The sequence below is a fragment of the Pseudomonas sp. FG35 genome, assembly GCF_057809295.1.
Genome location: NZ_JBMDJR010000001.1, coordinates 813,259 through 838,034, shown reverse-complemented (window position 1 = coordinate 838,034; position 24,776 = coordinate 813,259). Strand labels below are relative to the sequence as shown.

Annotated in this window: 28 protein-coding genes; 11 read left to right on the top strand and 17 right to left on the bottom strand. The window is 59.3% G+C overall.

The features are described 5' to 3' along the window. Positions 1–41: 41 nt before the first annotated feature. The 5 genes from ACODTD_RS03675 to ACODTD_RS03655 all read right to left on the bottom strand — a co-directional run bounded on the left by ACODTD_RS03675 (position 42) and on the right by ACODTD_RS03655 (position 4,908). Positions 42–1,079, bottom strand: coding sequence for a DNA topoisomerase IB (locus ACODTD_RS03675; protein WP_285356067.1), 1,038 nt, complete (start codon positions 1,077–1,079; stop codon positions 42–44). A gap of 73 nt (positions 1,080–1,152) precedes the next feature. After that, positions 1,153–2,232 (bottom strand): molybdenum ABC transporter ATP-binding protein, encoded by a 1,080-nt coding sequence (modC, locus tag ACODTD_RS03670; protein WP_489104444.1) that lies wholly within the window; start codon positions 2,230–2,232, stop codon positions 1,153–1,155. A 3-nt stretch (positions 2,233–2,235) separates the two neighbouring features. After that, entirely contained in the window at positions 2,236–2,916 is a 681-nt protein-coding gene (modB, locus tag ACODTD_RS03665) for a molybdate ABC transporter permease subunit (RefSeq protein WP_489104443.1), read from the bottom strand. Next, positions 2,917–3,672 (bottom strand): molybdate ABC transporter substrate-binding protein, encoded by a 756-nt coding sequence (modA, locus tag ACODTD_RS03660; protein ID WP_489104442.1) that lies wholly within the window; start codon positions 3,670–3,672, stop codon positions 2,917–2,919. A 174-nt stretch (positions 3,673–3,846) separates the two neighbouring features. Beyond that, on the bottom strand, positions 3,847–4,908 hold the full coding sequence (locus ACODTD_RS03655; protein ID WP_489104441.1) for an NAD(P)H-dependent flavin oxidoreductase: 1,062 nt from the start codon (positions 4,906–4,908) through the stop codon (positions 3,847–3,849). 216 nt (positions 4,909–5,124) lie between these two features. Here ACODTD_RS03655 and acuI point away from each other — a divergent pair, with 216 nt between their 5' ends. Further along, a complete protein-coding gene (gene acuI / locus ACODTD_RS03650) occupies positions 5,125–6,108 on the top strand; it encodes an acrylyl-CoA reductase (NADPH) (protein ID WP_489104440.1) in 984 nt (327 codons plus the stop codon). Here acuI and ada read toward each other — a convergent pair whose 3' ends face one another. The 5 genes from ada to ACODTD_RS03625 all read right to left on the bottom strand — a co-directional run bounded on the left by ada (position 6,109) and on the right by ACODTD_RS03625 (position 9,251). Next, positions 6,109–7,182, bottom strand: a complete 1,074-nt coding sequence (ada, locus tag ACODTD_RS03645) for a bifunctional DNA-binding transcriptional regulator/O6-methylguanine-DNA methyltransferase Ada (protein WP_011334341.1) — start codon at positions 7,180–7,182, stop codon at positions 6,109–6,111. Positions 7,183–7,270: 88 nt separating this feature from the next. Continuing rightward, positions 7,271–7,933 carry a DNA oxidative demethylase AlkB gene (alkB, locus tag ACODTD_RS03640; protein WP_201818461.1) on the bottom strand — a complete coding sequence of 221 codons (663 nt, stop codon included), beginning with the start codon at positions 7,931–7,933 and terminating at the stop codon, positions 7,271–7,273. Positions 7,934–7,938: 5 nt separating this feature from the next. Further along, positions 7,939–8,652 carry a 2OG-Fe(II) oxygenase gene (locus tag ACODTD_RS03635; RefSeq protein ID WP_011334339.1) on the bottom strand — a complete coding sequence of 238 codons (714 nt, stop codon included), beginning with the start codon at positions 8,650–8,652 and terminating at the stop codon, positions 7,939–7,941. Between the two features lie 91 nt (positions 8,653–8,743). Further along, a complete protein-coding gene (locus ACODTD_RS03630) occupies positions 8,744–8,914 on the bottom strand; it encodes a hypothetical protein (RefSeq protein ID WP_007958927.1) in 171 nt (56 codons plus the stop codon). A 34-nt stretch (positions 8,915–8,948) separates the two neighbouring features. Next, positions 8,949–9,251, bottom strand: coding sequence for a DUF1883 domain-containing protein (locus ACODTD_RS03625; protein ID WP_007958929.1), 303 nt, complete (start codon positions 9,249–9,251; stop codon positions 8,949–8,951). A 211-nt stretch (positions 9,252–9,462) separates the two neighbouring features. Between ACODTD_RS03625 and ACODTD_RS03620 the strand changes: the two genes are divergently transcribed. Both ACODTD_RS03620 and ACODTD_RS03615 read left to right on the top strand, forming a co-directional pair. Continuing rightward, complete coding sequence (locus tag ACODTD_RS03620) at positions 9,463–9,819, top strand: hypothetical protein (protein WP_011334338.1); 357 nt, start codon at positions 9,463–9,465, stop codon at positions 9,817–9,819. 72 nt (positions 9,820–9,891) lie between these two features. Continuing rightward, on the top strand, positions 9,892–10,122 hold the full coding sequence (locus ACODTD_RS03615; RefSeq protein WP_011334337.1) for a hypothetical protein: 231 nt from the start codon (positions 9,892–9,894) through the stop codon (positions 10,120–10,122). Positions 10,123–10,124: 2 nt separating this feature from the next. On the opposite strand, the gene ACODTD_RS03610 is transcribed toward ACODTD_RS03615, so the two are convergent. Both ACODTD_RS03610 and ACODTD_RS03605 read right to left on the bottom strand, forming a co-directional pair. Next, positions 10,125–10,421, bottom strand: a complete 297-nt coding sequence (locus tag ACODTD_RS03610) for a hypothetical protein (RefSeq protein ID WP_011334336.1) — start codon at positions 10,419–10,421, stop codon at positions 10,125–10,127. Positions 10,422–10,560: 139 nt separating this feature from the next. Then, complete coding sequence (locus tag ACODTD_RS03605) at positions 10,561–10,749, bottom strand: hypothetical protein (protein WP_285356051.1); 189 nt, start codon at positions 10,747–10,749, stop codon at positions 10,561–10,563. Between the two features lie 247 nt (positions 10,750–10,996). Between ACODTD_RS03605 and galU the strand changes: the two genes are divergently transcribed. After that, complete coding sequence (gene galU / locus ACODTD_RS03600) at positions 10,997–11,836, top strand: UTP--glucose-1-phosphate uridylyltransferase GalU (RefSeq protein ID WP_007958937.1); 840 nt, start codon at positions 10,997–10,999, stop codon at positions 11,834–11,836. Between the two features lie 129 nt (positions 11,837–11,965). Further along, positions 11,966–13,324 (top strand): glutathione-disulfide reductase, encoded by a 1,359-nt coding sequence (gene gorA, locus ACODTD_RS03595; RefSeq protein ID WP_011334334.1) that lies wholly within the window; start codon positions 11,966–11,968, stop codon positions 13,322–13,324. On the opposite strand, the gene ACODTD_RS03590 is transcribed toward gorA, so the two are convergent. Then, positions 13,321–14,325 carry a DNA-binding protein gene (locus ACODTD_RS03590; protein WP_011334333.1) on the bottom strand — a complete coding sequence of 335 codons (1,005 nt, stop codon included), beginning with the start codon at positions 14,323–14,325 and terminating at the stop codon, positions 13,321–13,323. The two genes, gorA and ACODTD_RS03590, sit on opposite strands and share 4 nt — an antisense overlap. Before the next feature lie 177 nt (positions 14,326–14,502). Here ACODTD_RS03590 and ACODTD_RS03585 point away from each other — a divergent pair, with 177 nt between their 5' ends. From ACODTD_RS03585 to ahpF, 3 genes are all read left to right on the top strand, one after another. After that, on the top strand, positions 14,503–15,441 hold the full coding sequence (locus tag ACODTD_RS03585; protein WP_011334332.1) for a site-specific integrase: 939 nt from the start codon (positions 14,503–14,505) through the stop codon (positions 15,439–15,441). Positions 15,442–15,577: 136 nt separating this feature from the next. Further along, a complete protein-coding gene (ahpC, locus tag ACODTD_RS03580) occupies positions 15,578–16,141 on the top strand; it encodes an alkyl hydroperoxide reductase subunit C (protein ID WP_007958941.1) in 564 nt (187 codons plus the stop codon). A 130-nt stretch (positions 16,142–16,271) separates the two neighbouring features. Further along, complete coding sequence (gene ahpF / locus ACODTD_RS03575; protein ID WP_011334331.1) at positions 16,272–17,834, top strand: alkyl hydroperoxide reductase subunit F; 1,563 nt, start codon at positions 16,272–16,274, stop codon at positions 17,832–17,834. Positions 17,835–17,915: 81 nt separating this feature from the next. Here ahpF and gloA read toward each other — a convergent pair whose 3' ends face one another. Continuing rightward, positions 17,916–18,437 (bottom strand): lactoylglutathione lyase, encoded by a 522-nt coding sequence (gene gloA / locus ACODTD_RS03570; RefSeq protein ID WP_011334330.1) that lies wholly within the window; start codon positions 18,435–18,437, stop codon positions 17,916–17,918. A 142-nt stretch (positions 18,438–18,579) separates the two neighbouring features. Between gloA and ACODTD_RS03565 the strand changes: the two genes are divergently transcribed. Continuing rightward, positions 18,580–19,098: a DUF4946 domain-containing protein gene (locus ACODTD_RS03565; protein ID WP_007958947.1), complete on the top strand. Its 519-nt coding sequence runs from the start codon at positions 18,580–18,582 to the stop codon at positions 19,096–19,098. A gap of 206 nt (positions 19,099–19,304) precedes the next feature. Here the strand turns inward: ACODTD_RS03565 and ACODTD_RS03560 are convergent, their stop codons facing one another. The 3 genes from ACODTD_RS03560 to ACODTD_RS03550 form a co-directional block, all read right to left on the bottom strand. Continuing rightward, positions 19,305–19,670: a histone-like nucleoid-structuring protein, MvaT/MvaU family gene (locus ACODTD_RS03560; RefSeq protein ID WP_011334329.1), complete on the bottom strand. Its 366-nt coding sequence runs from the start codon at positions 19,668–19,670 to the stop codon at positions 19,305–19,307. 234 nt (positions 19,671–19,904) lie between these two features. Then, positions 19,905–21,440, bottom strand: coding sequence for an EAL domain-containing protein (locus ACODTD_RS03555; protein ID WP_489104439.1), 1,536 nt, complete (start codon positions 21,438–21,440; stop codon positions 19,905–19,907). 106 nt (positions 21,441–21,546) lie between these two features. Beyond that, on the bottom strand, positions 21,547–22,419 hold the full coding sequence (locus ACODTD_RS03550) for a LysR family transcriptional regulator (protein ID WP_201818468.1): 873 nt from the start codon (positions 22,417–22,419) through the stop codon (positions 21,547–21,549). 77 nt (positions 22,420–22,496) lie between these two features. On the opposite strand from ACODTD_RS03550, the gene ACODTD_RS03545 reads away from it, so the two are divergent. Together ACODTD_RS03545 and hppD are read left to right on the top strand one after the other, a co-directional pair. Beyond that, on the top strand, positions 22,497–23,444 hold the full coding sequence (locus ACODTD_RS03545) for a DMT family transporter (RefSeq protein ID WP_489104438.1): 948 nt from the start codon (positions 22,497–22,499) through the stop codon (positions 23,442–23,444). A gap of 246 nt (positions 23,445–23,690) precedes the next feature. Then, positions 23,691–24,767, top strand: coding sequence for a 4-hydroxyphenylpyruvate dioxygenase (hppD, locus tag ACODTD_RS03540; RefSeq protein ID WP_011334325.1), 1,077 nt, complete (start codon positions 23,691–23,693; stop codon positions 24,765–24,767). The last annotated feature ends 9 nt before the right edge of the window (positions 24,768–24,776 follow it).

Sequence of the window (24,776 nt, the reverse complement as noted above, 5' to 3'; positions counted from 1 at the left end):
GGAGGTAGGAAGGCGTAGCCTAGTCGAGACGGCCGAAGGCTTCAAGGCGTGTCTGCCTGCTCGACCATCCGTTCAAGAAACAGCGCCAGTGCGACTTCTTCCTTGCGCAGGCCCTTGCGGATGCGCGGTTTCGGCAACTCGGCCAAGGCGCCGAGCATGAAATGCTCGACCACCGCCGGGTGGATGTAGCACTTTCGACAGACCGCCGGCGTGTTGCCCAGTTGGCGGGCGACGCCTTTCACCATCTCGACCACATGCCGCTTGGCCTCGGTTTCGGACTCCCATTGCAGCTCCCGCAGAACCGCCAAAGCGAGGGCGCTGCCGGCCCAGGTCCGGTAATCCTTGGCAGTGAAGTCCGCACCGGTCAGGTTTTGCAGGTAGGCGTTGACGTCGGAGGAACTGACGGTGTGCCGCTCGCCGTTTTCATCCAGATACTGAAACAGGTTCTGCCCGGGAATTTCCAGGCAGCGCTTGATGATCCGCGCCAGACGCCGGTCCTTCACCGTGATTTGATGTTCGATGCCGCTCTTGCCGCGAAACTGGAACAGAATAGCGCTGCCGTTGACCTCGACATGCCGGCTGCGCAGTGTGGTCAGGCCGTAGGAGCGATTGTCCCGCGCGTATTGCGTGTTGCCGACGCGGATCAGCGTAGCGTCGAGCAGCGTGATGACCGTCGCCATGACTTTGTCGCGACTGAAGCCCGGTGAGGCCAGCAGCGCTTCCAGCTGTTTACGCAGTTTGGGCAGCGCCAGACCAAATTCACGAAGACGCGAATACTTGTCCGCGTCGCGCACCTCGCGCCAGCGAGCGTGATAGCGATATTGCTTGCGCCCACGGGCATCGCGGCCGGTGGCTTGCAGATGGCCGCGCGGGTCGGCGCAGATCCAAACGTCGACGTAGGCTGGTGGAACGGCCAGTGCGTTGATGCGTTTGATCTCGTCAGGATCGGTGATGCGCTGGCCTGCCGGGTCGAAGTAGGCAAATTTTCCGCGCAGTTTTTTGCGGGTGATACCGGGCTGCGTGTCATCGACGTAATGCAGGTCCGAAGGCAACACTTCGGTGAGCGCAGTATCGGGCATGGCGGACTTCCTTCGCGGCAAATCAGGCTGTTAAAGCCATTGACCGCACACCATGACGGTCGTGCCCGCGGATTTACGCCAGTACCGCGACAGCCTTGATCTGGGCCCACAACGACTGGCCCGGATGCACGCCAAGCTGATCCCGTGAATAGCGAGTGATGCGCGCCAGCAGCGGCGTTCCGCCGGCATCGAGGCGGATGAGCACGTGGGCGGCGTTATCGGCCGGCTGTTCGCTGACGACCGTGACCGGCAGGCGATTGAGGATGCTGCTGAATTCGCTGTTTTGCAGGCTCAGGCTGATGTCGCGCGCGTGAACCTTGCAACGCAGTCTCTGGCCGGTCGTCATCGGCGCGTGGGTCACGCGGATGTTCAGTGACGAGTCCGGCAGCTGCAGGGTGAGCAATTGATAGTCGGCATCGTAGCCGCTGACCAGGCCTTCGATGATCACCCCGGCGTCGTTGTCCATGGCCAGGGGCAGGTCGAGTCGCGCCAGGGTTTCGCCAATCGGTCCGCTGGCCAGCGCTTTGCCGTCGCTGAGCAGCACCAGATGGTCGGCGAGCCTGGCCACTTCGTCCTGAGCGTGGCTGACATACAGCACCGGGATTTCCAGTTCGTCGTGCAGGCGTTGCAGGTAGGGCAGGATTTCGCTTTTGCGCTGACTGTCGAGGGCTGCCAAAGGCTCATCCATCAGCAGTAATCTGGGGCTGGTCAACAGCGCGCGGGCGATGCCGACACGCTGACGCTCACCGCCGGACAAGTGCTGCGGGTGGCGATCGAGCAAGTGGCCGATCCCCAACAATTCTGTGGCTTGAGTCATGTCGACCCGGCGCTGCGCCTTGGGAATGCGCTTGAGGCCGAATTGCAGATTGGCCAGCACCGACAGATGCTCAAACAGGCTGGCTTCCTGAAACACATAGCCGAGCGCGCGTTTGTGCGGCGGCACGAAAATGCCTTTCTCGCTGTCCTGCCAGACCTCGTCATTGATGCGGATAAAGGCCTGCGACGCGCGTTCGAGCCCGGCGATGCAGCGCAGGCACGTGGTCTTGCCCGAGCCGGATTGACCGAACAGCGCCGTCACACCGCGACCGGGCAGCTGCAGATCAACGTCGAGGCTGAAGCCCGACCAGGCCAGTTTCAGGCGTGCATTAATCACCGATCAGCTCCAGCCCGTGCGGGTTTTGCGGCTGGAATACAGCGCCAGCAACACCAGAAACGAAAACACCAGCATCGCCCCGGCCAGCCAGTGCGCCTGCGCGTATTCCATGGCTTCGACGTGGTCGTAGATTTGTACGGAAACCACCCGGGTTTTGTCTGGAATATTCCCGCCGATCATCAGCACTACGCCGAATTCGCCGACGGTGTGGGCGAAGCCGAGGATTGCCGCAGTGATGAAACCGGGACGGGCCAAAGGCAGGATCACGCTGAAGAAGGTGTCCCAGGGATTGGCGCGCAGGGTCGCGGCCACTTCCAGAGGACGAGTGCCGATCGCGGAGAAGGCGTTTTGCAACGGCTGCACCACGAACGGCATGGAATAGAGCACCGAGCCGATCACAAGGCCGGTAAAGCTGAAGGTCAAGGTGCCAAGCCCCAGCCACTGGGTGAACTGGCCAATGAAGCCATTGGGACCGAGCGCCAGCAACAGATAGAAGCCAATGACCGTAGGTGGCAGCACCAGCGGCAACGCAACAATCGCGCCGATGGGGCCGCGTAGCCAGGAATGGCTGCGCGACAACCACAGGGCAATCGGAGTGCCGACGACCAGCAGGATTGCGGTGGTCAGGGACGCCAGTTTCAGGGTCAGCCAGATCGCCGCGAAATCGGCACTCGTCAGCGACATTTACAGCTGGTAACCGTAGGACTTGATGACCGCAGCGGCTTTTGGGCCTTTGAGGTAATCAACCAGCGCCTTGGCAGCGGCGTTGTCCTTGCCTTTGTTGAGGATCACCGCGTCTTGCTTGATCGGGTCGTGCATGCTCGCCGGAACGATCCACGCCGAGCCGCTGCTGACCTTGCCGTCCTTGTAAATCTGCGACAGGGCAACGAAGCCCAGCTCGGCGTTACCGGTGGATACGAACTGGTAGGCCTGGGTGATGTTCTGGCCTTCAACGATCTTGGCTTTGGTGGCTTCAGTCAGATTCAATTTTTCCAGCACCTGAGTGGCGGCCAGGCCATAAGGGGCGGCTTTCGGATTGGCGATGGACAGGTGCTGGTACTGGTTTTTCTTCAGGACGTCGCCTTTGGCGTCGACGTAACCTTCCTTGGCCGACCACAGTGCCAGGGTGCCGATGGCGTAGGTGAAGCGCGAACCTTTGACGGTGTCGCCTTCTTTTTCGAGTTTTTCAGGGGTGGAGTCATCGGCCGAGAGGAACACTTCAAACGGCGCGCCGTTTTTGATCTGGGTGTAGAACTGGCCGGTGGCGCCATAGGCTGCGACCAGTTTGTGCCCGGTGTCTTTTTCGAAATCGGCGGCAATCGCCTGGATCGGTGCGGTGAAGTTGGCCGCGACAGCGACTTGCACTTCATCGGCCTGTGCCGCGCCGATGGCGAATAACGCGAGCAGGGCAGGGGCAAAACGTGAGGCACGATTGATCATGTAACGGCTCCGTGGGTGGCAAGTGCAGTGGGCAGTTGTTATTGGAAGGGAAGACTGCGCCGATGCGAGGGAGTGAAACGCTATATATCGAAATATATAGCGAAATGCCGTCAAACGGGAAGCACTGGATTAAAACCGGGCGAGGGCGCCACGCTCCTCACCCGTTCAGGTTCATCACCGGGTCAGTTTTGCCAGAGCGCCTTCAGCCAGTTGCCGGGTCAATTCGGCGGTGCCGAGGTCTTTGCCGAGCGTGAAAGCCTGGCCGGCCCAGAGGTTGCTGAATTCGGCTTCGCCCTTCGCGCGCAGCGGCATCAAGGCCCCACCCGCCAGCGGAAAGGCAGGAGCCTTGTCAGACATCGGGCCCAGCTCGCGCATCACTCGATTGAGAATCCCCCGCGCCGGGCGCCCGGTAAACAGATTGGTCACCGCCGTTTCGCTTTCCTTGGCGGTGCGCAAGGCCTTGTGGTGCGACGCACTGACTTTCGCTTCCGGAGTAAACAGATACGCCGTGCCGACCTGAACCGCCGAAGCACCGAGCAGGAACGCTGCCGCCACGCCGCGCGCATCGGCAATCGCACCGGCGGCAATCACCGGCACACTCACGGCGTCGACCACTTGCGGCACCAGGGCAAACGTACCGACCTGGCTGCTCAGGTCGTCGCTGAGAAACATCCCGCGATGGCCGCCGGCCTCATAACCCATGGCGATGATCGCGTCGCAGCCGTTTTGCTCCAGCCAGATCGCTTCGTCGACGGTGGTTGCCGACGAGATGATTTTCGCGCCGGTCGCTTTCACCCGATCCAGCAAGGTTTTTTCCGGCAGGCCGAAGTGAAAACTCACCACTTCAGGGCGAAATTCTTCCAGTACTTCGCAGGCGGTCGCATCGAAAGGCGCGCGGTTGGACACCGGCGTCGGTGCATCGAAATCCACGCCCAGTTCGCGATAGTAGGGTTCCAGCAGGTTTTTCCAGTCACGCGCCTTTTGCTCATCGGCGGCCGGCGGCTGATGGCAGAAGAAGTTGACGTTGAACGGCTTGTTCGTGCCCTGGCGAATGGTCTTCAGTTCTTCGCGCAGTTGCTCGATGGTCAGCATCGCGGCCGGCATCGAACCGAGGCCGCCGGCGTTGCACGCTGCAATGACCATGGATGAGTTGGTGGCACCTGCCATGGGGCCCTGGATGATCGGCAGTTCGATGCCGAACAGGTCAAGAATTCGGGTATCAGGCCATTGGCTCATGGAATAGCTTCTCCGACGACGAAACAGGGCAGGGACGGTAGCAGCCGGTTTTTTTAACGCAAAGCCAACTTCATGACCAGCACAGATTTTGTAGCTTGAACAGTCGACGCTGGCTCGGCGTTGGGGCGCGATTGGCTAAAGGTCGAGTGGGGCAAAATGTTGCAATGTGCTATTTCAATCCCTCGATATCCTGAATTCCACCCGTGAGAGGCAGTCATGTTCAAAGGCATTTTGATCGACAAAGACGACAGCGGTTATCGCGCCAACCTGCAAGAGATCAGTGATGAGCAACTGCCGGACGGCGATGTGACGGTTCGGGTCGCGTACAGCACGCTGAACTTCAAGGACGGCCTGGCGATTACCGGCAATAGCCCGGTGGTGCGCAAGTTTCCGATGGTGCCGGGGATCGATCTGGCGGGCACTGTCGAAGTCAGCTCGCACCCGGATTACAAGGTTGGCGATGCCGTGCTGCTCAATGGCTGGGGCGTCGGTGAAAGCCACTGGGGCGGACTGGCGCAGAAGGCGCGTCTGAACGGTGACTGGCTGATTCCGCTGCCCAAGGCATTCACCGCCGCGCAAGCCATGGCCATCGGCACGGCCGGCTATACGGCGATGCTGTGCGTCATGGCGCTGGAGCGCAACGGCGTGACCCCGCAACAGGGCGAAGTGCTGGTGACCGGTGCCAACGGTGGCGTCGGCAGTTTTGCCATCGCATTGCTGAGCAAGCTGGGCTACCGCGTGGTCGCTTCGACCGGTCGGGTGTCGGAACACGAATACCTGAAACAACTGGGTGCCAGTGAAATTATTGATCGCGCCACCCTGTCCGAACCCGGCAAGCCGCTGGCCAAGGAGCGCTGGGCGGGCGTTATCGATTCGGTCGGCAGCCACACGCTCGCCAATGCCTGTGCCAGCACCCGGGCCGAAGGCACCGTGGCTGCGTGCGGTCTGGCTCAGGGCATGGATTTCCCGGCGTCTGTGGCGCCGTTCATTCTGCGTGGCGTGACGCTGGCCGGAATCAACAGCGTGACCCAGCCCAACGCCCGCCGCATCGAGGCTTGGGATCGTCTGACAAAGGATCTGGATTTCGCGCTGTTGCCGCTGATCAGCCATGAAATCGGCCTCGGCGAAGCCCTCGAAGCGGCCCCGAAGTTGCTGGCGGGGCAACTCCGGGGGCGAGTTGTAGTTGATGTGAATCGCTGATTACTGCCGTGGTTTGCCTTCACGCTCGAGCAATTCGCGCTTGCGCTCCACGCCCCAGCGGTAGCCCGACAGATTGCCGTCACTGCGCACAACGCGATGACAGGGGATCGCTACCGCCAGGCTGTTGGCGCCGCAAGCCTGGGCCACTGCGCGTACGGCTTTTGGTGAGCCGATACGCAAGGCGATGTCCGCGTAGCTGGCGGTGCTGCCGACCGGTATTTCGCGCAGTGCCTGCCACACCCGTTCCTGAAACGCCGTGCCGCGCACATCCAGCGGCAAATCCAGGCCGATGGCAGGCGCTTCGATGAAGCCGACGACGCGCGCGATCAGTTGTTCGAACTCGGTGTCGGCGCCGATCAGGTTGGCCCGGCGAAACTGGTCCTGCAGGTCGCACACCAATTGGTGCGGATCGTCCCCCAGCAGAATCGCGCAGATCCCGCGCTCGCTCTGCGCCACCAGAATGGCGCCGAGCGAGCACTGGCCGACGGCGAAGCGGATGTCGTTGTTCTGCCCGGCGGATCGGAAGTCGCCGGGTTTCATGCCCAGCACCTGATCGGCCGCCTCGTAGAACCGGCTGTTGGAATTGAAACCGGCGTCATACAGCGCCTCCGTCACTGAGCTACCGTCCGCCAGACGCTGGCGAACCCGACGCGAGCGATGCGCGGCGGCATAGCCTTTGGGCGTCAGGCCCGTTGCGGCTTTGAAGACCCGGTGAAAATGGAAGGCGCTCAGGCCGGCGGTCTCGGCGAGATCGTTGAGCGCCGGCAGGCTGTCCGACGCTTCGATCTGGCGACAGGCTGCCGCAACGGTAGCGGCGTGCTGCGCTGCGACTTCGGTCTGATCCTTGCTCGCCCGTTTGCTGGGGCGATAGCCCGCGGCTTCGGCGTCCTCGGCGGTATCGAAGAACTCGACGTTCTGCGGTTTCGGCAAGCGCGCCAGACTGCTGGGGCGGCAATAGATGCCGGTGGTTTTCACGGCATAGACAAACTGGCCGTCCGCCCGAGGGTCGCGTGCCACGACAGCCGCCCAGCGTGGATCGTCTTCAGTGCTCAGCGAGGTTGAAAGCGTTTTCATGATGGAGAGTCCGTTGACCTGTTGAATGTCAGGTTAACCAGTGCCACCGGCCGGAACACTCCGACCCTTGCGGTCAAACTTTGCAGGATTATCCAGCGGTGCGAAACGTCAGGTTGAAACGCTGTTCGCCAAGGCGCGGGTGCCGGCCAGGCTTGATCGGCAGGATGCCGTGATAGCGCAGCCGGTCAACGCCACCCCAGATCACCATGTCGCCGTGCAGCAGCGATATTTTCTGGCTCCTGTCGCCGCGCGCGAAACCGCCGAACAGGAACGTTGCCGGCAGGCCCAATGACAGCGAAACGATCGGGGCTTCGTAGGCGTTTTCGTCTTTGTCCTGATGCAACGACATCTTCGCGCCTGGGACATAGCGATTGATCAGGCAGGAGTCCGGCATGAAGTCGGCAAATCCGGCGCGTTTCGCTGCTGCCTGGGCCAGCTCGCGAAACACCTCGGGCATGGCCGGCCAGGGGCGATGGCTTACGGGATCCTCGGAGGAATAGCGGTAGCCGCTTCGATCGGTGATCCAGCCCAATGCGCCGCAACTGCTGGTGGCCACCGACATGCTGAAGCCTCCGGGTGTCATCATGTGGCGCAACGGAGCGCTGGCGATGATCGATTCCAGGGCCGGCAATAGCTGCTCGATTTGCGGCAGGGCAAAGCCGCGCAGCACCCAGGATTGCTCGCCGATCTGTTCGGCGCGCCGAGGTTGTTCGGATTCTGTGTCGGCGAACAGGTCGAAGGTGGTTTGCATGATCGTCAGGTCGCGTCGTGGAAAATGATGCCCAGAGTATGCCGTGTTCCGCTGTGCAGTCGGCTGACGCCGTGGCGCATGGTCACCCGATAGTCGCCGCGCACGCCTTTGACCGGGCGCTGGTTGACGGCAAAGATCAGCGCGTCGCCTTTTCTCAGGTCCATCACCAGTGGGCGGGACTGCATTCTCGGACGCTGTTCAGTCAAAACGAACTCACCGCCGGTGAAGTCTTCGCCAGGTTCTGACAGAAGAATCGCCACTTGCAGTGGAAAGACATGTTCACCGTACAGGTCCTGATGCAGGCAGTTGTAGTCCTGCGGGCCGTATTGCAGCAAGAGCGGGGTAGGTCGCAGTTGACCGGCGGCGTGACAGCGCGCGAGAAATTCGCTGTGTTGCTCTGGAAAGCGCGCTGGCAGGCCCATTCGTTCATGCCAGCGGTTGGCCAGAGGCACGAGTCGCGGGTAAAGCGCGCTGCGCAGGCGTTCCACCACGGGGGGAAGCGGATAGCGCAGGTATTTGTATTCTCCGCGCCCGAAACCGTGGCGGGCCATGATGACCTGGGATCGAAACGGTTCACTTTGCGGGTAAAGCGCACTCAATCGATCACAGGTGTCCGGGCGCAGCAGCGTGCGAATGACGGCACAGCCGTCCTGATCCAGTTGCTGCTCCAGGCCGATCCAGTCGAGCGCATCGAGCGGGGAGGCGGGTGAGGGTGACATGCTGATTCCTTGGCTCACATTCAGGTATCAGTCTGAGCCGTCCACCCGGCTGCAACACTCCGCCGCTTGCGGTTGAATTGTCACCCGAGTTTTACAGGGCCTTGCTGACGCTGATGTCGCTGATCACATCGTCGCTCTGGCCGTGCAGGGCATCCAGTGCTGCCTTGGCTTCTTCCGGCGTGCCGTTTTCCAGTTGGGCGAACTCGAAGCGGCGTTCACCGTTGAGTTTGTACTTGATCACGTATTTGGTCGTTTGGGCCACGTTGATGCTTACCTGTCTGCGTTGGCGGAACCGCTCAGCTGAGTTTGGAGCTCGAGCGGCGAATGATCTTGATCGAATGCGTCAGGGTCGGCTTGCGGGTCACGCTGATCGCGCGGCGGTTGACGGTGTCGATGGTAATGTTCCAGAAACCGGTGCTCGGCGCGGTGATACGGGCCGGGAACGTGTCGAAAGCACCGCCGTGATAGGTGTGTCGGCCGCCATTCTTGAAGCTGCGGAAGTTGGCGTCGTTCATCAAGCGGATGTTGCAGGTTTGCGAGCATTGAATGACGACGATGTCGTCTTCGTTGAGGTGCTCGCGCTGGTGAATGAATTTCATGGGCGCCTCCAGAAGGGCTTTTTCTACAAAATCAAAACGATAGCATTGTCGATTGGCGCAGTTTATCAGCCCGGACAGGTTATTATCCGGCCGTCGGGCACCGCTTTGACAATTTAAAACAGATATTCACGTTTCCATGTGGGTTAAATGCAGCAGGCCTCGGAGAAAAACGGCATTCGTGCTGTCGGAGGGTCTTTATCGGAGGTTTTGTATGAAGTGGGGTGTGGTGATTCTGCCGTTGGCATTGGCAATGGGCGGTTGCGCAAGCGTTTCGGAAATCAATGAAACGCTGCCCACCATGGTCGTTATTTCCGGCAAGAAACCCCATGAGTATGCTCAGTGCCTGACCGAAAAGCTGTCCGACAGCCGAGGCGCCTTGCAGGTAGAGCGGCACAAGGACGACGTTCGGGTCATCGTTCCGGGCAAGCTGGGATCGGGGCCGGCAGCGGTATTCGACATCGAGGATCGTTCGGGTGGCAGCAGCATCAAGCTGCACGAGCGGATGTCCAATGTACCGCTGCGTCCATGGGATGTGCGCAAGGCGGCCACGGCCTGTATTTCCGGCTGATAGACTGTCAACAGTCAGCATTGATGCCGTCACAGCGTTGCTGTGGCGGCATTGTCATTTCTGGAGTGGTGAATGAAGAGAGAGCAGGTGCGGGAGCGACACAAGGAAGGGCTCATTGCGGCGACCCATGTAATCCAGAACCCGGCGAATCCAGGGGAGTGGATCGTGTTTTTCAAGAAAAGCGCCGGTCGCAGCTACTTCCTGGTCGACGATAACGACGAAGTCGAGTCCTTCAACCGACTCGACGACCTGATCGAGGTCGTGCGCGGGCTGGGGATCAAGTTCGCCGAAATTCACATGTAAGGCTATTTACACACCACCACTACGCTGCGGTTTTTGTAGTTGCCGACGTCAACGCCCAGCGTCTTGTCGTCTTCCTTGGGCGCCGGTGTGCCGTCAGTCCCGACGATCCGATAACCGGTTCCGGCACAGGACGCGTCGGCCTTTTCATAACAGCTGGCCCAGGAATTGGCTTCGCCGGAGCAGTCGATGCTAAGCCCTTGTTCGCCGTTGTTCAGGTAGGTGGTCTGCGAGGTGGCGCAGCCGGCCAGGGCCGCGAGCGCAATAAGGGGCAGGAAGCTGATGATGGGGCGGTTGATCATGGCAATGTCGTCTTCGAGGAGGAGGGGCTAGACGCTATGACAGCGCTGGCATGAAAAGGTTATAGCGATTGGCCACTTCTTTGTGCGCAGCCCAAAAAAAGCCCTGCGCGAAGGCAGGGCCGGGATTTGCAGTCGCCGATCAGTCTTGATTCTTGCCGCGACGCTTCGGTGCGGCAGGCGTGTAATCAAGCACCGCGGCCACTTCAATCGCCATTGCTTCAGTGGGCAACGGGCCGGATACATCTTCGCCGTTGGCGGCAGTGATATGCCACTGACCATCTTTCGCCTTGGCGACGGTGTACCCATTGATGATTTTTGCTGCGGACATCTAACGGCCTCGTTGGCTGGTTCAAAGGTCCCATGATAACGGTAAATCGGCGAACGGGCGCAGGTCGATGAGCTGTTCCGAGATCTTTGGGCTACGCTGATTGCGCAGCCTCTGTGTGCGGATTGAACTATCCGCCAGATTATTTCTCTATGTTGACATCGGTTAGCCAGTGCGGGGCATTGTAAGGTGCACGCCGCCTGATTAGACTGCGCCGAAACTCGTACACACAGCCCTTTCAAGGACTTATATGATCAAGAAATGCTTGTTCCCAGCAGCCGGTTACGGTACTCGCTTCCTCCCAGCGACTAAGGCCATGCCCAAAGAAATGCTGCCGGTGGTAAACAAGCCACTGATCCAGTACGGCGTCGAAGAAGCTCTGGATGCTGGCCTGAACGAAATCTCCATCGTGACCGGCCGTGGCAAGCGCGCCCTGGAAGACCACTTCGATATCAGCTATGAGCTGGAAAACCAGATCAAAGGCACCGACAAGGAAAAATACCTGGTCGGTATCCGCAAGCTGCTGGACGAGTGCTCGTTCTCCTACACCCGTCAGACCGAAATGAAAGGCCTGGGCCACGCGATCCTGACCGGCCGCCCGCTGATCGGTGACGAGCCGTTCGCCGTGGTGCTGGCGGACGACCTGTGCGTCAACCTTGAAGGCGACGGCGTGCTGACCCAGATGGTCAAGCTGTACAAGCAGTTCCGCTGCTCGATCATTGCCATCCAGGAAGTCGATCCGCAGGAAACCAGCAAGTACGGCGTGATCGCTGGCGAAATGATCCGCGACGACATCTACCGCGTACACAGCATGGTCGAGAAGCCAAAGCCGGAAGACGCACCGTCGAACCTGGCGATCATCGGCCGTTACATCCTGACCCCGGACATCTTCGACCTGATCGAACAGACCGAGCCAGGCAAGGGAGGTGAAATCCAGATCACCGACGCCCTGATGAAGCAAGCCCAGAACGGCTGCGTGATGGCCTACAAGTTCAAGGGCAAGCGTTTCGACTGCGGTGGTGCTGAAGGCTACATCGAAGCAACCAACTTCTGCTTCGAGAACTTCTACAAGACTGGCAAGGCTTACTGATAAGGCCTGATCTGCCTGTACGAAAAAGCCACCTTCGGGTGGCTTTTTCATTTTCTGCCCCTATATCGGCAGGAGTGCTTGCCCAACGGACGACGGCGGGTATGCTGATCGCCTGCCGAGGAGATAGAAATGGCCTACGATTTTGACCTTTATGTGATTGGCGCCGGTTCCGGCGGTGTGCGGGCTGCGCGTTTTGCTGCCGGGTTCGGTGCGAAAGTGGCGGTGGCCGAGAGCCGTTATCTTGGCGGAACCTGCGTCAACGTCGGTTGCGTACCGAAAAAACTGTTGGTGTACGGCGCCCATTTTGCCGAAGACTTCGAGCAGTCTTCGGGTTTCGGGTGGAATCTGGGTGAGGCGGATTTCGACTGGGCCACGCTGATTGCCAACAAGGATCGCGAGATCAATCGTCTGAACGGCATTTATCGCAATCTGCTGGTCAACAGCGGCGTGACCCTGCATGAGGCTCACGCGAAAATCGTTGGTCCGCACGAAGTCGAGGTCAACGGTGAGCGATACACCGCGAAGAATATTCTGATCGCCACCGGAGGCTGGCCGCAGATCCCCGAGATTCCGGGGCATGAGCATGCGATCAGCTCGAACCAGGCGTTCTTCCTGAAAGAGCTGCCCAAGCGCGTGCTGGTCGTCGGCGGCGGTTACATCGCCGTCGAATTTGCCGGGATTTTCCATGGCCTGGGCGCCAACACGACGTTGTTGTATCGCGGGGATCTGTTCCTCCGTGGTTTCGATGGTTCAGTGCGTAACCATTTGAAAGAAGAGCTGACCAAACGCGGGATGGATCTGCAATTCAATGCCGACATTGCCCGTATCGACAAGCAGTCGGATGGCAGCCTGAAAGCGACCCTCAAGGATGGTCGCGTACTGGAGGCGGATTGTGTGTTCTACGCCACCGGCCGACGTCCGATGCTGGACAACCTGGGGCTGGAGAACATTGATGTGCAGCTCGACGACAAAGGCTTCATCAAGGTCGATGAGCAATACCAGACCACCGAGCCATCAATCCTGGCGCTGGGCGATGTCATCGGTCGTGTGCAGCTGACGCCAGTGGCACTGGCCGAAGGCATGGCGGTGGCGCGACGTCTGTTCAAGCCTGAGCAATATCGTCCGGTGGATTACAAGATGATCCCGACGGCGGTGTTCAGTCTGCCGAATATCGGCACCGTCGGCCTGACCGAAGAAGAGGCGCGGGAAGCGGGTCACGACGTCGTGATCTACGAAAGCCGCTTCCGTCCAATGAAGCTGACTCTGACGGATTGCCAGGAGCGCACGCTGATGAAGCTGGTGGTCGATGGCAAATCTGACAAGGTGTTGGGCTGTCACATGGTCGGGCCGGATGCCGGCGAGATCGTGCAGGGTCTGGCGATCGCGCTGAAGGCTGGCGCCACCAAGCGTGACTTCGACGACACCATCGGGGTGCACCCGACGGCGGCCGAAGAGTTTGTCACCATGCGTACGCCGGTCGGCGCTTAAGTCTTTTCCGGTTCTGCTGCGTCTGGCGCTGCCACAACGGCAGTGGCCAGGCGCAAGCTGGCTTGAATCTTAGTCAATTCCTTCTCCAATGACTGATTGAGCTGCGACTGCTCGTCGACGTTCTGTTTAAGCGTCTGACTTTCCAGCAGGGCCACGCGCAGGCGTTCCTGGAGGAGGGTGCGTTCGCTGTCGACGCGCGACGCTTGCTCCAGCAGTTGATCCTGACGCTGATTGCTGTGCTTGAGCTGATCCTGCATCAGACTCAGTTCGCGCACGGTGCCGCGATTCTCGGTCAGCAGGCGTTCGTTGTCGCGGTGCAGCTGGGTGATTTCGTCCTGGCGCACCAGGGCGCTTTGTTGCGCCTGACGCAACTCCATCTGCAATTGTTGCACCTGGTTTTCATGGCGGCTTTGCTCCTGCTCGCGCTGCTCCTTGATGGCGTTGCGATAGTGCTCAAGTGCATCGCGGGCGTGCAGGTGCTTCTCTTCCAGCGAGCGGATCTGCTCGTCCTTGTCCTGCAGGCGCAATTCAAAATCCGCCAGTGCCTGATTCAACCCGGCGTTGCGCGTCTGCTCGGTCTGCAGCATTGAGCGTGTATCACTCAGTGCTTCGGATTCCTTGGCCAGCGCGGCAGTTTGAATGTCGTGTTTCTTCTCCAGTTGCGCATGATCCTGACGAAGCTGATTCAGTTCGTCCTCCAGTGCCTGACGCTGTTGCTCGTACTGCTCGCGTGCCTGATCAATCGGCTCTTGCGCCTGTTCTTTCAGGCGTTGTGCAAGGCGGGTGACGAGCGCCAGCAGTTCGTCATCGATGGGTTCTGCCGACGGATCCGCTGGCTCGCTGCCGTCATCCAGTTCTTTTAGATAGCGATGAATCGTGGTTTTTGAGCCCGTATTGCCCAGCTCGATGCGTACTGCATCGATACTGGGGTGTTCGCCACGGGCGAGGATCGCTGCGCGCGCGATCTGGACTACTGCTTTGTTAACGCCGCCACGGGCCATATCTGCTCCTACCATTTCGTACTGTGGTACATGCCACTAAAGTACGCAGTGTACCATGTTGAAAATAAAGTGAAATAAGCGCCGACAAACGGACGGGATATACTGGTATTACCCCATGTGAAACCCATAAAATCCGTTTCTGCACGAACCCTCAGTACGCCACGAGAAAATCAGCCCATGAGCGATATCGATCGCTATCTGCAAGCCGCCACCCGCGACAACACCCGCCGCAGTTATCGCGCGGCCATCGAGCACTTCGAATCCGCGTGGGGAGGGTTCCTGCCGGCCACAGCGGACAGCGTCGCGCGGTATCTGGTGGCGCATGCGGGCGTGCTGTCGGTTAACACGCTGAAGTTGCGTCTGTCGGCACTGGCGCAGTGGCACAACAGCCAGGGCTTCGCCGATCCCACCAAGTCGCCGGTGGTGCGCAAGGTGTTCAAGGGCATTCGCGCCCTGCATCCCGCGCAGGAAAAACAGGCCGAGCCACTCCAACTGCGCGATCTTGAGCAGACCGTCGCCTGGCTTGAGCAGGAAATGAAAGACGCCCGGGAACAACAGGACCGGCCGCTGCTGCTCCGAGCTTGCCGTGATCGGGCGTTGATCCTGCTGGGCTTCTGGCGCGGCTTCCGCAGCGATGAGCTGTGTCGGGTGCAGATCGAGCATGTGCAGGCGCACGCCGGCAACGGCATCACCTTGTACCTGCCGCGCAGCAAGGGCGATCGGGAAAACCTCGGGCAGACCTATCAGGCCCCGGCGCTGCTGAAGTTGTGTCCGGTGCAGGCTTATATCGAGTGGATCACCGAGGCAGCACTGGTGCGAGGACCGGTGTTTCGCGCCGTCGACCGCTGGGGCAACCTGAGCGAAGAGGGGTTGCACGCCAACAGCGTGATTCCGTTGCTGCGTCAGGCCCTGGAGCGGGCCGGGATCTCCGCCGAGCGCTACACCAGCCACTCCCTGCGTCGTGGCTTCGCAACATGGGCCCATCAAAGCGGCTGGGATCTTAAATCATTGATGAGTTACGTGGGCTGGAAGGATATGAAGTCCGCCATGCGCTATGTTGAAGCGAGCCCCTTTCACGGGATGGCCCGGATTACGGATAAGCCGCTGTCGCCGTAGATATCGTTTTCTTCTATTAATACCTTCAGCTAATAGCGAAAACAAATCAGCAGCATCAGGTTTGCCAATGAGCCATCCGTCGAGTGACTGGGTAGGATTAACCCATCGAATTCACAACCCTGACGGAGAGTCATCAATGCCTATCATCAACAGCCAAGTAAAACCGTTCAAAGCTACCGCATTCAAAAACGGCGACTTCGTACAAGTCTCGGACGCTGACCTGAAAGGCAAATGGTCCGTAGTGTTTTTCTACCCGGCCGACTTCACTTTCGTTTGCCCAACCGAACTCGAAGACCTGGCTGACAACTACGCCGCCTTCCAGAAACTGGGCGTAGAGATCTACAGCGTTTCGACCGACACCCACTTTGCCCACGCTGCCTGGCACAACACTTCGCCAGCCATCGGCAAAATCCAGTACACCATGATTGGCGACCCGACTCAGGTCATCTCCCGCAACTTCGACGTGCTGATCGAAGAAGCTGGCCTGGCTGACCGTGGCACCTTCGTGATCAACCCTGAAGGCCAGATCAAAATCGTTGAACTGAACGATGGCGGTGTTGGCCGTGACGCTTCCGAGCTGCTGCGCAAAATCAAGGCTGCTCAGTACGTTGCTGCTCACCCAGGCGAAGTTTGCCCGGCCAAGTGGAAAGAAGGCGAGGCCACGCTGGCTCCGTCCCTGGACCTGGTCGGCAAGATCTAAGTCTGTGACACACGCAATACAGGGCGGGACTCCGCACCTACTCAAGTAAGCTGCACCGCCCAATAGAAAAGCCCGGGCGAGATTCGCTCGGGCTTTTTTTCGCCTCAAATAAAGTCAGGAGATCGCCCGTATGTTGGACGCCAATCTTAAAGCCCAGTTGAAATCGTACCTGGAACGGGTCACCCAGCCGATCGAGATCGTTGCTTCACTCGACGACGGTGCGAAATCCCGTGAAATGCTCGACCTGCTGAAAGACATTGCCAGTCTTTCGCATCAGATTACCTTGATCGACAGCGGCGACGATGCACGCAAACCGTCGTTCTCGATCAACCGCCCCGGGGCCGATATCAGCCTGCGTTTCGCCGGCATCCCGATGGGCCATGAATTCACTTCGCTGGTGCTGGCCCTGCTGCAAGTCGGCGGCCACCCTTCGAAGGCCAGTGTCGAAGTGATCGAACAGATCCGCTCGCTCAAGGGCGAGTTCAACTTCGAGACGTACTTCTCGCTGTCCTGCCAGAACTGCCCGGACGTTGTTCAGGCATTGAACCTGATGGCCGTGCTGAACCCGAATATCCGCCACGTCGCCATCGACGGCGCGCTGTTCCAGGACGAAGTCAACGATCGCAAGATCATGGCTGTGCCGAGCATTTACCTGAACGGCGAAAACTTCGGCCAGGGCCGTATGGGCCTGGAAGAAATCCTCGCCAAACTCGACACTGGCGCCATCGAGCGTCAGGCGGAGAAAATCAGCGCCAAGCAAGCCTTCGATGTGCTGGTGGTTGGCGGTGGCCCGGCCGGTGCTTCGGCGGCGATCTATGCCGCACGTAAAGGCATTCGCACCGGTGTGGCGGCCGAGCGCTTCGGCGGTCAGGTGCTGGACACCATGGCCATCGAGAACTTCATTTCCGTGCAGGAAACCGAAGGCCCGAAACTGGCGACCGCGCTGGAAGAGCACGTCAAGCAGTACGACGTCGACATCATGAACCTGCAACGCGCCGACAAGCTGATCCCGGGCAAGAATGGCGAGCTGCATGAAGTTCGCTTCGCCAGCGGCGCGACCCTCAAGGCCAAGAGCGTGATTCTGGCCACCGGTGCGCGGTGGCGTGAAATGAACGTGCCGGGCGAACAGGAATACCGTAACAAAGGCGTGGCGTACTGCCCACACTGCGACGGCCCGCTGTTCAAAGGCAAGCGTGTGGCGGTGATTGGCGGCGGTAACTCCGGCGTCGAAGCGGCCATTGACCTGGCCGGTATCGTCTCCCACGTGACTCTGCTGGAGTTCGACGTTCAGTTGCGCGCCGACGCCGTATTGCAACGCAAGCTGCACAGCCTGCCGAACGTCACCGTGATCACCAGTGCGCTGACCACTGAAGTCACTGGCGACGGGCAGAAGGTCAACGGCCTGCGCTACAAGGATCGCAATACTGACGAGCTGCGCACTGTCGAACTGGAAGGGATTTTCGTGCAGATCGGTCTGCTGCCCAACACCGACTGGCTCAAAGGCACCATCGAGCTGTCGCCGCGCGGCGAGATCATCGTCGACAACCGCGGCGAAACCTCGATCCCCGGCATCTTCGCCGCCGGTGACGTGACCACCGTGCCGTACAAGCAGATCGTGATCGCGGTGGGCGAGGGTGCCAAGGCTTCCCTCAGTGCTTTCGATCACCTGATCCGCACGTCGGCTCCGGCGTAAATCCAGGGTCTGAAAAAGAAAACCCCCATCAGTGATGATGGGGGTTTTTCTTTGCGTGATGCTTTCTACCTGCGTTCAGCTTTACAGCGGCGCCGGCTGGATGATCTCGACCCAGTAGCCATCCGGATCCTTGATGAACGCCAGGCTCTTCATGCGGCCATCGGTCAGACGCTTCTGGAAGTCGCAGCCCAGCTCTTCAAAGCGCGCGCAGGCAGCGACGATGTCCGGTACCGAAATGCAGATGTGGCCGAAACCGCGCGGGTCGGTGTTGCCGTTGTGGTAGGCGAAGTCTGCGTCGTTCTCGGTGCCATGGTTGTGGGTCAGTTCCAGAATGCCGGGAATCGACTTCATCCACTCGGTGCGAGCAGCGGCGTCGGCCGGGATCTGCGATTTGTCCACCAAGGCGAGGAAGTACAGGCTGAATTCCGCTTCCGGGAAATCACGCTTCTCTACCAGCGAGAAACCCAGCACGCGGGTGTAGAAGTCCAGGGACTTGGTAATGTCCTTTACGCGCAGCATGGTGTGGTTGAACACGAAGTGACGGGTTGCGCTGTCCGGGATGGCGGTGACGCCAGGGAAGGTGTTCAGTTCTTGCAGGCTCATGGGCCCTCCGTAACAAATTGGGGCGAGTGAATGGGCGCAATGATACGCATGCCTTGCGGCATCGCCAAACCGAAAGCGCGGGCTTGCCCTGCAAGCGGGCGAGCCTCAGACTTTACGGCTCAATCCGCGAGTGCCTCTGGTAATGATCCGACCGTTCAAATCGCTGTTCGTTTTCCTGGGTTTTTCTCTTCTGGCGCTACCGGCTTTTGCCGAGGCGCCGAGCATCACCTGGCCTGCCGGCTGGGAGGTCGAGGCGCTGCCCGAAACCTCGCCTGAAGTCTCGCGTCAGCGCGCAGTGAAAACTGACGCCGATGGCAATCAGGTGATGGTGATGGAGTTGACGATGACCCGTGTGGAAAGTGGTCATCAGGTCAACTTGCAAGGCGTGTTGCTTGAGATGCGCAAGTCGGTGCAGAAAGACTTTTTCCAGAGCGGTTATCAGAGTGTCTGCAACAAGGTTCACGCGAGTACGCTGGGCTCGCTGACAGCGCTTGAGACCACTTGTACGGTGACTGAAAACGGCCGTCATGTGTTGTCGCAAACATTGGTTGCAGCGGTCGAGGCGGATAAGGCCTATGTACTTTCGTATGCAGGGCAGGCGGAGGTTTATAAGGCCAGCGGCGACGACATAGTGGCTGCGCGAAACAGCTTGAAATTCTAGTCGTCTGTTCGGGGGCAGTCTGGTGTTAGATACCGGAAATGATTAAACATAAAGTTAATTCCGGCTAACGGGGCAACACTCGGAAGCATAGTTTCAGCGCGAGAGCGATTTGAAACTCAACTTGCCCGCCAGAAAAATCGTTGCATTTGTTAAATATTGTCCGAAAAAAAGCCCTGCATATGCAGGGCTTTCATGTTTGCGAGGGATTAACCGCGCAACCAGGAATCAACGGTGGCTGCACCGTATTGTTCCTTCCAGGCCTTCAGGCCGCGGTGATTGCCACCTTTGGTCTCGATCAGCTCGCCGGTGTGCGGGTTCTGATAGACCTTGACCACGCGAGCGCGGCGGGTTTTAGGTGCGGCGGTCGATTGCAGACCGGATTTCGCCGGGTTCGGATCGAGAATGGCGATGATGTCTTTCAGGCCTTTGCCGTATGTTTTCATCAGCCCCTGGAGCTTTTCTTCGAATTCGATTTCTTTCTTGAGCCCGGCATCATTCTTCAGCGATTCCAGCTGCTTGAGCTGTTCCTGAAGGGCCTTTTCAGCTGCACGAAATTCAGCGAGTCTGGACAATATCTTTACTCCAATAGTGTGTTTGGCTGATACCAACCGCAAACAAAGCTATAAGCCAAGAGCCTTGAAGCGACTCGGTGATAATGGCTCACCTGCCCATCTTGCAACAGGTAAGAAAAATTGTAGTAGTTAATGCGGCAAGAGTAAATCCTGACTTTTTCTTCATGTAACAACAACGCTGTTTTGTATCAATTTGGTGCGGGCTGTCGGCGAGTCCGGATTTATCCAGAGAAGTTAATGATGAGTTAATGCTTCGATGAAGTCCGCAGCCGGCATCGGTTTGCCGAAAAGGTAGCCCTGCAGAAAGTTGACATGGTGGGCGGCCAGATAATCACACTGGGCTTGCGTCTCCACACCTTCGGCCACGATGCCCAGATCCAGCTTGGTCGAGAGCTCGATGATGCTGTCCAGAATATGCCGTGACAGCGCATCTTTATCGATCATGGCGACAAATGTCTGATCGATCTTGAGGAAGTCGACATTGAACGTCCTCAAGTAACCGAGGCTTGAATGGCCGGTGCCAAAGTCATCAATCGCGATCTTCACGCCCATTGCACGCAGCTGCGCGAACAGTTGATGGGTAATGTCGGACGGCTCGATCAGCTCACGTTCGGTGAGTTCCAGAACCAGGCTGATGCTGCCCGGCGGAAAAGCTGACAAAAATTCACGGCAATCCTCAACCAGCTCCAGATCGTTGCAATGGCTGGCGGTGATGTTGATGCCAATGTGGAACGGCGCGGTAAAGGTCGATGACAGCGGCCCCAGCACGACAGCCGTCTGCTGCATCAAGGCCCGAGTCATCGGCACGATCAGTCCGGAGTGTTCGGCAAACGGGATGAACAGGTCCGGACGCACCAGCCCCTCCTTGGGATGGTTCCAGCGCATCAGCACTTCCGTGCCCGACCACTGTTTACTGTCGCCGTGCACCACCGGTTGAAAGTAGGGAATGAACTCTCCCGCCTCCAGCGCCCGAAGCATTTCATGGCTGGGCGATGTGGATCGTTTTTGCACGATGTAACCGATTGCTCCCGATACTGCACCGAAGAACATCAGCAGGCTGAACAGCGGCGGGTATTCATCTTTCATGTAGCGCCAGGTTTCGCCTTCTGGAAAAGCGGCTGTCACCGAGAACGCATAGTGCGACGAGTGCAAGGTACTTTGCGCCACCGGCAACGCGGGCAAGGCGCCTTGATGCACTTTGCCGTCGGCGCAGAGCCAGTTGTTGCCGACTTGCAGCAACAACAATGTGTGCCGGCCGATCAGGCGCAGGATGTTGCTCAGGTGATAGCCGTCCAGCGTGGTCAGTGCGCCACCACGGCCTTCGCTGAGGCGGTACACCAGCAGCGCGGTGTCAGGCGTCACCGGGTTGCCGTTCATGAGCCACAACTTGCCTTGGGCGTAGTCGCCTGGATTGACGGCTTCCTTGAAATCGCCGAACAAGGAGCTGCAATAGAGATTGTCGTCCCACACCAGATTGGTCGAGCGCACGAACGGGCGGCGGGTGACTTGTTCGCGCAAGGCGAGTTTGACGGTCTCGCAGGTCTGGCCGGCCAAAGGCAACAGTTCGCGGGCGGCCTGGGCAGTGTTGTCGAGCATCAGTTCGAACTGACGCAGGGCTTCTTCGGCGGTGTGTTGCGAACTCTGCTGAAGGGCGCGTCCGGCCTGCATATAGAGAATCACACTGCCGAGTACGATCGGCAGCAAGCCGCACAGCAAAGTCATTATTATCCGGGTGCTGCGCTTGCGGCGGGGCCTGACAGTCAGTGGCATGGGCGCATCCTGTCGCAATGGAGTGGGGCTCTAGATGGCAGGCGAAGCGTGCGCGCAAAGCCCAGGGTCTGAGCCCATGATAGATGGCCAATGACGCCTGCGCTGCTCAACGGTAATCCAGCCGTGTTGCCAGTTGAATGAATGCCAGCGTGGCGGGCGATGCCTGGCGCTGATCCAGTACCGCCAGTCCGACCTGCCGTTTGACGGGCGGTGACAATGTCCGTTTTACATAGCGCGGGTCGGAATCGAAGGGCAACGAGCCTTCCGCCACCACAGTCATTGCATCGCCCCGGCCCACGGTGTCGAGCGTGCTGAGCAGCTGCGAGCAGCGATAGCGGATGTTCGGGTTCAACCGCGCCGTGTTGAACAGGCGCGATACCAGCTCCGACGAACCGGCCTCGGTCAGCACGAACGGATCGTTGCATAAGTCTTTCAGCGTCACTGATTCGTGCGCCGCCAACGGGTGACCGAGCGGGAGCAGGGCGACCATCTGATCTTCGATCAAGGTAAACGTGTCGAAGCGTTCCTCGGGCAGCACCACAAAGCCGATGTCGATCCGTCGCTCCTCCAGCCACTGGATGACCTGCCGATCCGGGCCTTCATCGATGTGCACTTCGATCCCCGGATGCGCCTCGCGATACTGCTGCAGAATCCTGGGCAACAACTTGATCGACGATGTCGGCCCGAACGAACCGATGCGCAATGTGCCGCGCTTCATGCCGCGCGCATCCGCCGCCTCTTGGCGTAGGGTATTGGCCAGCCCAAGCATCGCCCGGGCCCGCAGCAGCAATTGCTCGCCGATGTCGCTCAGTTCCACTTGCGATTGGTGCCGGCGCAGCAGTTCGACGCCCAGTTCCTGTTCCAGCGACTTCAAGGCGTGAGACACCGCTGACTGGGAAATCCCGAGGCGATGGGCGGCGAGAGTAAAACCTCGCAGTTCGGCCACCAGCGAGAAGATTTCGAGTTGGGTCAGGGTCATGAGTAAAGACTCATTTTACGATGATGAGGAATCAATCGAATGATACGTCATCCGTCAGTCTCATCGTTGGGAGCGTTATGAGTTGTCATGAACCTGTCCGTCCGGCCGCCTCGGACATGCCCGTCTATTTGAACCTGGCCCTGGTCACCATGATCTGGGGCGGAACGTGGGTGGCCGGGCGGTTTCTGGCCGGCAGCCTGAGTCCGGTCTTCGCCGCCAGCTTGCGATTTCTGCTGGCCAGTTTGGCGTTGCTCGGGTTTCTGCGACTGGCGCGGATTGCGCTGGCGCGGCCCACGCCCCGCCAATGGCTGCAACTGGCGCTGCTGGGGTTCTTCGGGATCTTCTTCTACAACCTGTGCTTCTTTTACGGGTTGCAATACATCAACGCTTCCCGGGCCTCGTTGATCGTGGCGCTGAATCCGGCGGTGATCGGTCTGGCATCGTGGCTGCTGTTCAAGGAGCGGCTGAGCCGGCTGAAGGTCATCGGCATCGTAATCTGCATCGGTGGGGCAGGTGTGGTGATCGTCAGTCGCCACCCGCAGTTGTTGAGCGAAACGCCGGACGCGTGGATTGGCGACCTGCTGATCCTCGGCTGTGTGCTGAGCTGGGGCGTCTATTCGCTGTTCTCCCGCAGCCTCAACCAGAGCATCGGCCCGGTGCAGACCGTGACCTTTTCGATTCTGCTGGGCACCTTGATGTTGTGGGCGTTGGCCCTGAGCCGTGGCGAAGTCGACGTTGCGGCGCTGGCCGCACTTGGCTCGCGCCAATGGCTGAGCCTGGCCTATCTGGGCGTACTCGGCTCGGCGCTGGCTTACATCGGTTACTACGATGGCATCCGTAAAATCGGCGCCACGCGCTCTGGTGTGTTCATTGCGCTCAACCCGCTGACCGCCGTGCTGGCCGGCGCAATCCTGCTGGGCGAACAGCTGACGCTGGCCATGTGCCTGGGCGGCGCGCTGATTCTGACGGGCATCTGGCTGTGCAACAAACCCCTTGCACCAGCCGGAAAAAAGCGGATTTTATAGAGAGAGCAGACAACCCTATTTACGCTGTGTAGAATCGGGTTACGCATACAATAATAATCGTCTTCTGGCAGCAGAAGCCTCGCCCGCAAGAGCCTTGGGTCGACAATGAAGATATTCGGGTTTCAACTGATCTACGGTGACTTCCTCGCCCGCAGTGTGCGTGGCATCTCCTGTGCGCCACCCACCGGTCTCAGCATTACTGACAAATAACTCTGGTTAATTGATAAGAATGATGAGGCGCCAACCATGGCAGATTTATACGAAAACCCAATGGGCCTGATGGGCTTCGAGTTCATCGAGTTCGCATCGCCCACACCTGGCACCCTGGAGCCGATCTTCGAGATCATGGGCTTCACCAAGGTCGCGACACACCGTTCCAAGAACGTGCACCTGTACCGCCAGGGCGCGATCAACCTGATCCTCAACAACGAACCCCACAGCGTGGCCTCGTACTTCGCGGCCGAGCACGGTCCATCCGTTTGCGGCATGGCGTTCCGGGTCAAGGATTCGCAGAAGGCTTACAAACGCGCGTTGGAACTCGGTGCCCAGCCAATCCACATCGAAACCGGCCCGATGGAACTGAACCTGCCGGCGATCAAAGGCATTGGCGGCGCGCCGCTGTACCTGATCGACCGTTTTGGTGAAGGCAGCTCGATCTATGACATCGACTTCGTGTTCCTCGAAGGCGTTGATCGCAACCCGGTCGGTGCCGGCCTGAAGATCATCGATCACTTGACCCACAACGTGTATCGCGGTCGCATGGCCTACTGGGCGAACTTCTACGAGAAACTGTTCAACTTCCGCGAAATCCGTTACTTCGACATCAAGGGCGAATACACCGGCCTGACCTCGAAAGCGATGACCGCGCCGGACGGCATGATCCGCATCCCGCTCAACGAGGAATCATCGAAGGGCGCCGGGCAGATCGAAGAGTTCCTGATGCAGTTCAATGGCGAAGGCATCCAGCACGTGGCGTTCCTCACTGACGACCTGGTCAAGACCTGGGATCAGCTGAAGAAGATCGGCATGCGCTTCATGACCGCGCCGCCGGATACCTACTACGAAATGCTCGAAGGCCGCCTGCCGAACCACGGCGAGCCGGTCGATCAGTTGCAATCGCGCGGCATCCTGCTGGATGGTGCGTCGGATAAGGAAGACAAGCGTCTGCTGCTGCAGATCTTCTCGGAAACCCTGATGGGGCCGGTGTTCTTCGAATTCATCCAGCGCAAAGGCGACGATGGTTTCGGCGAAGGCAACTTCAAGGCTCTGTTCGAATCGATCGAGCGTGACCAGGTGCGTCGTGGCGTTCTCGCTACCGAGTAATCCGCATCA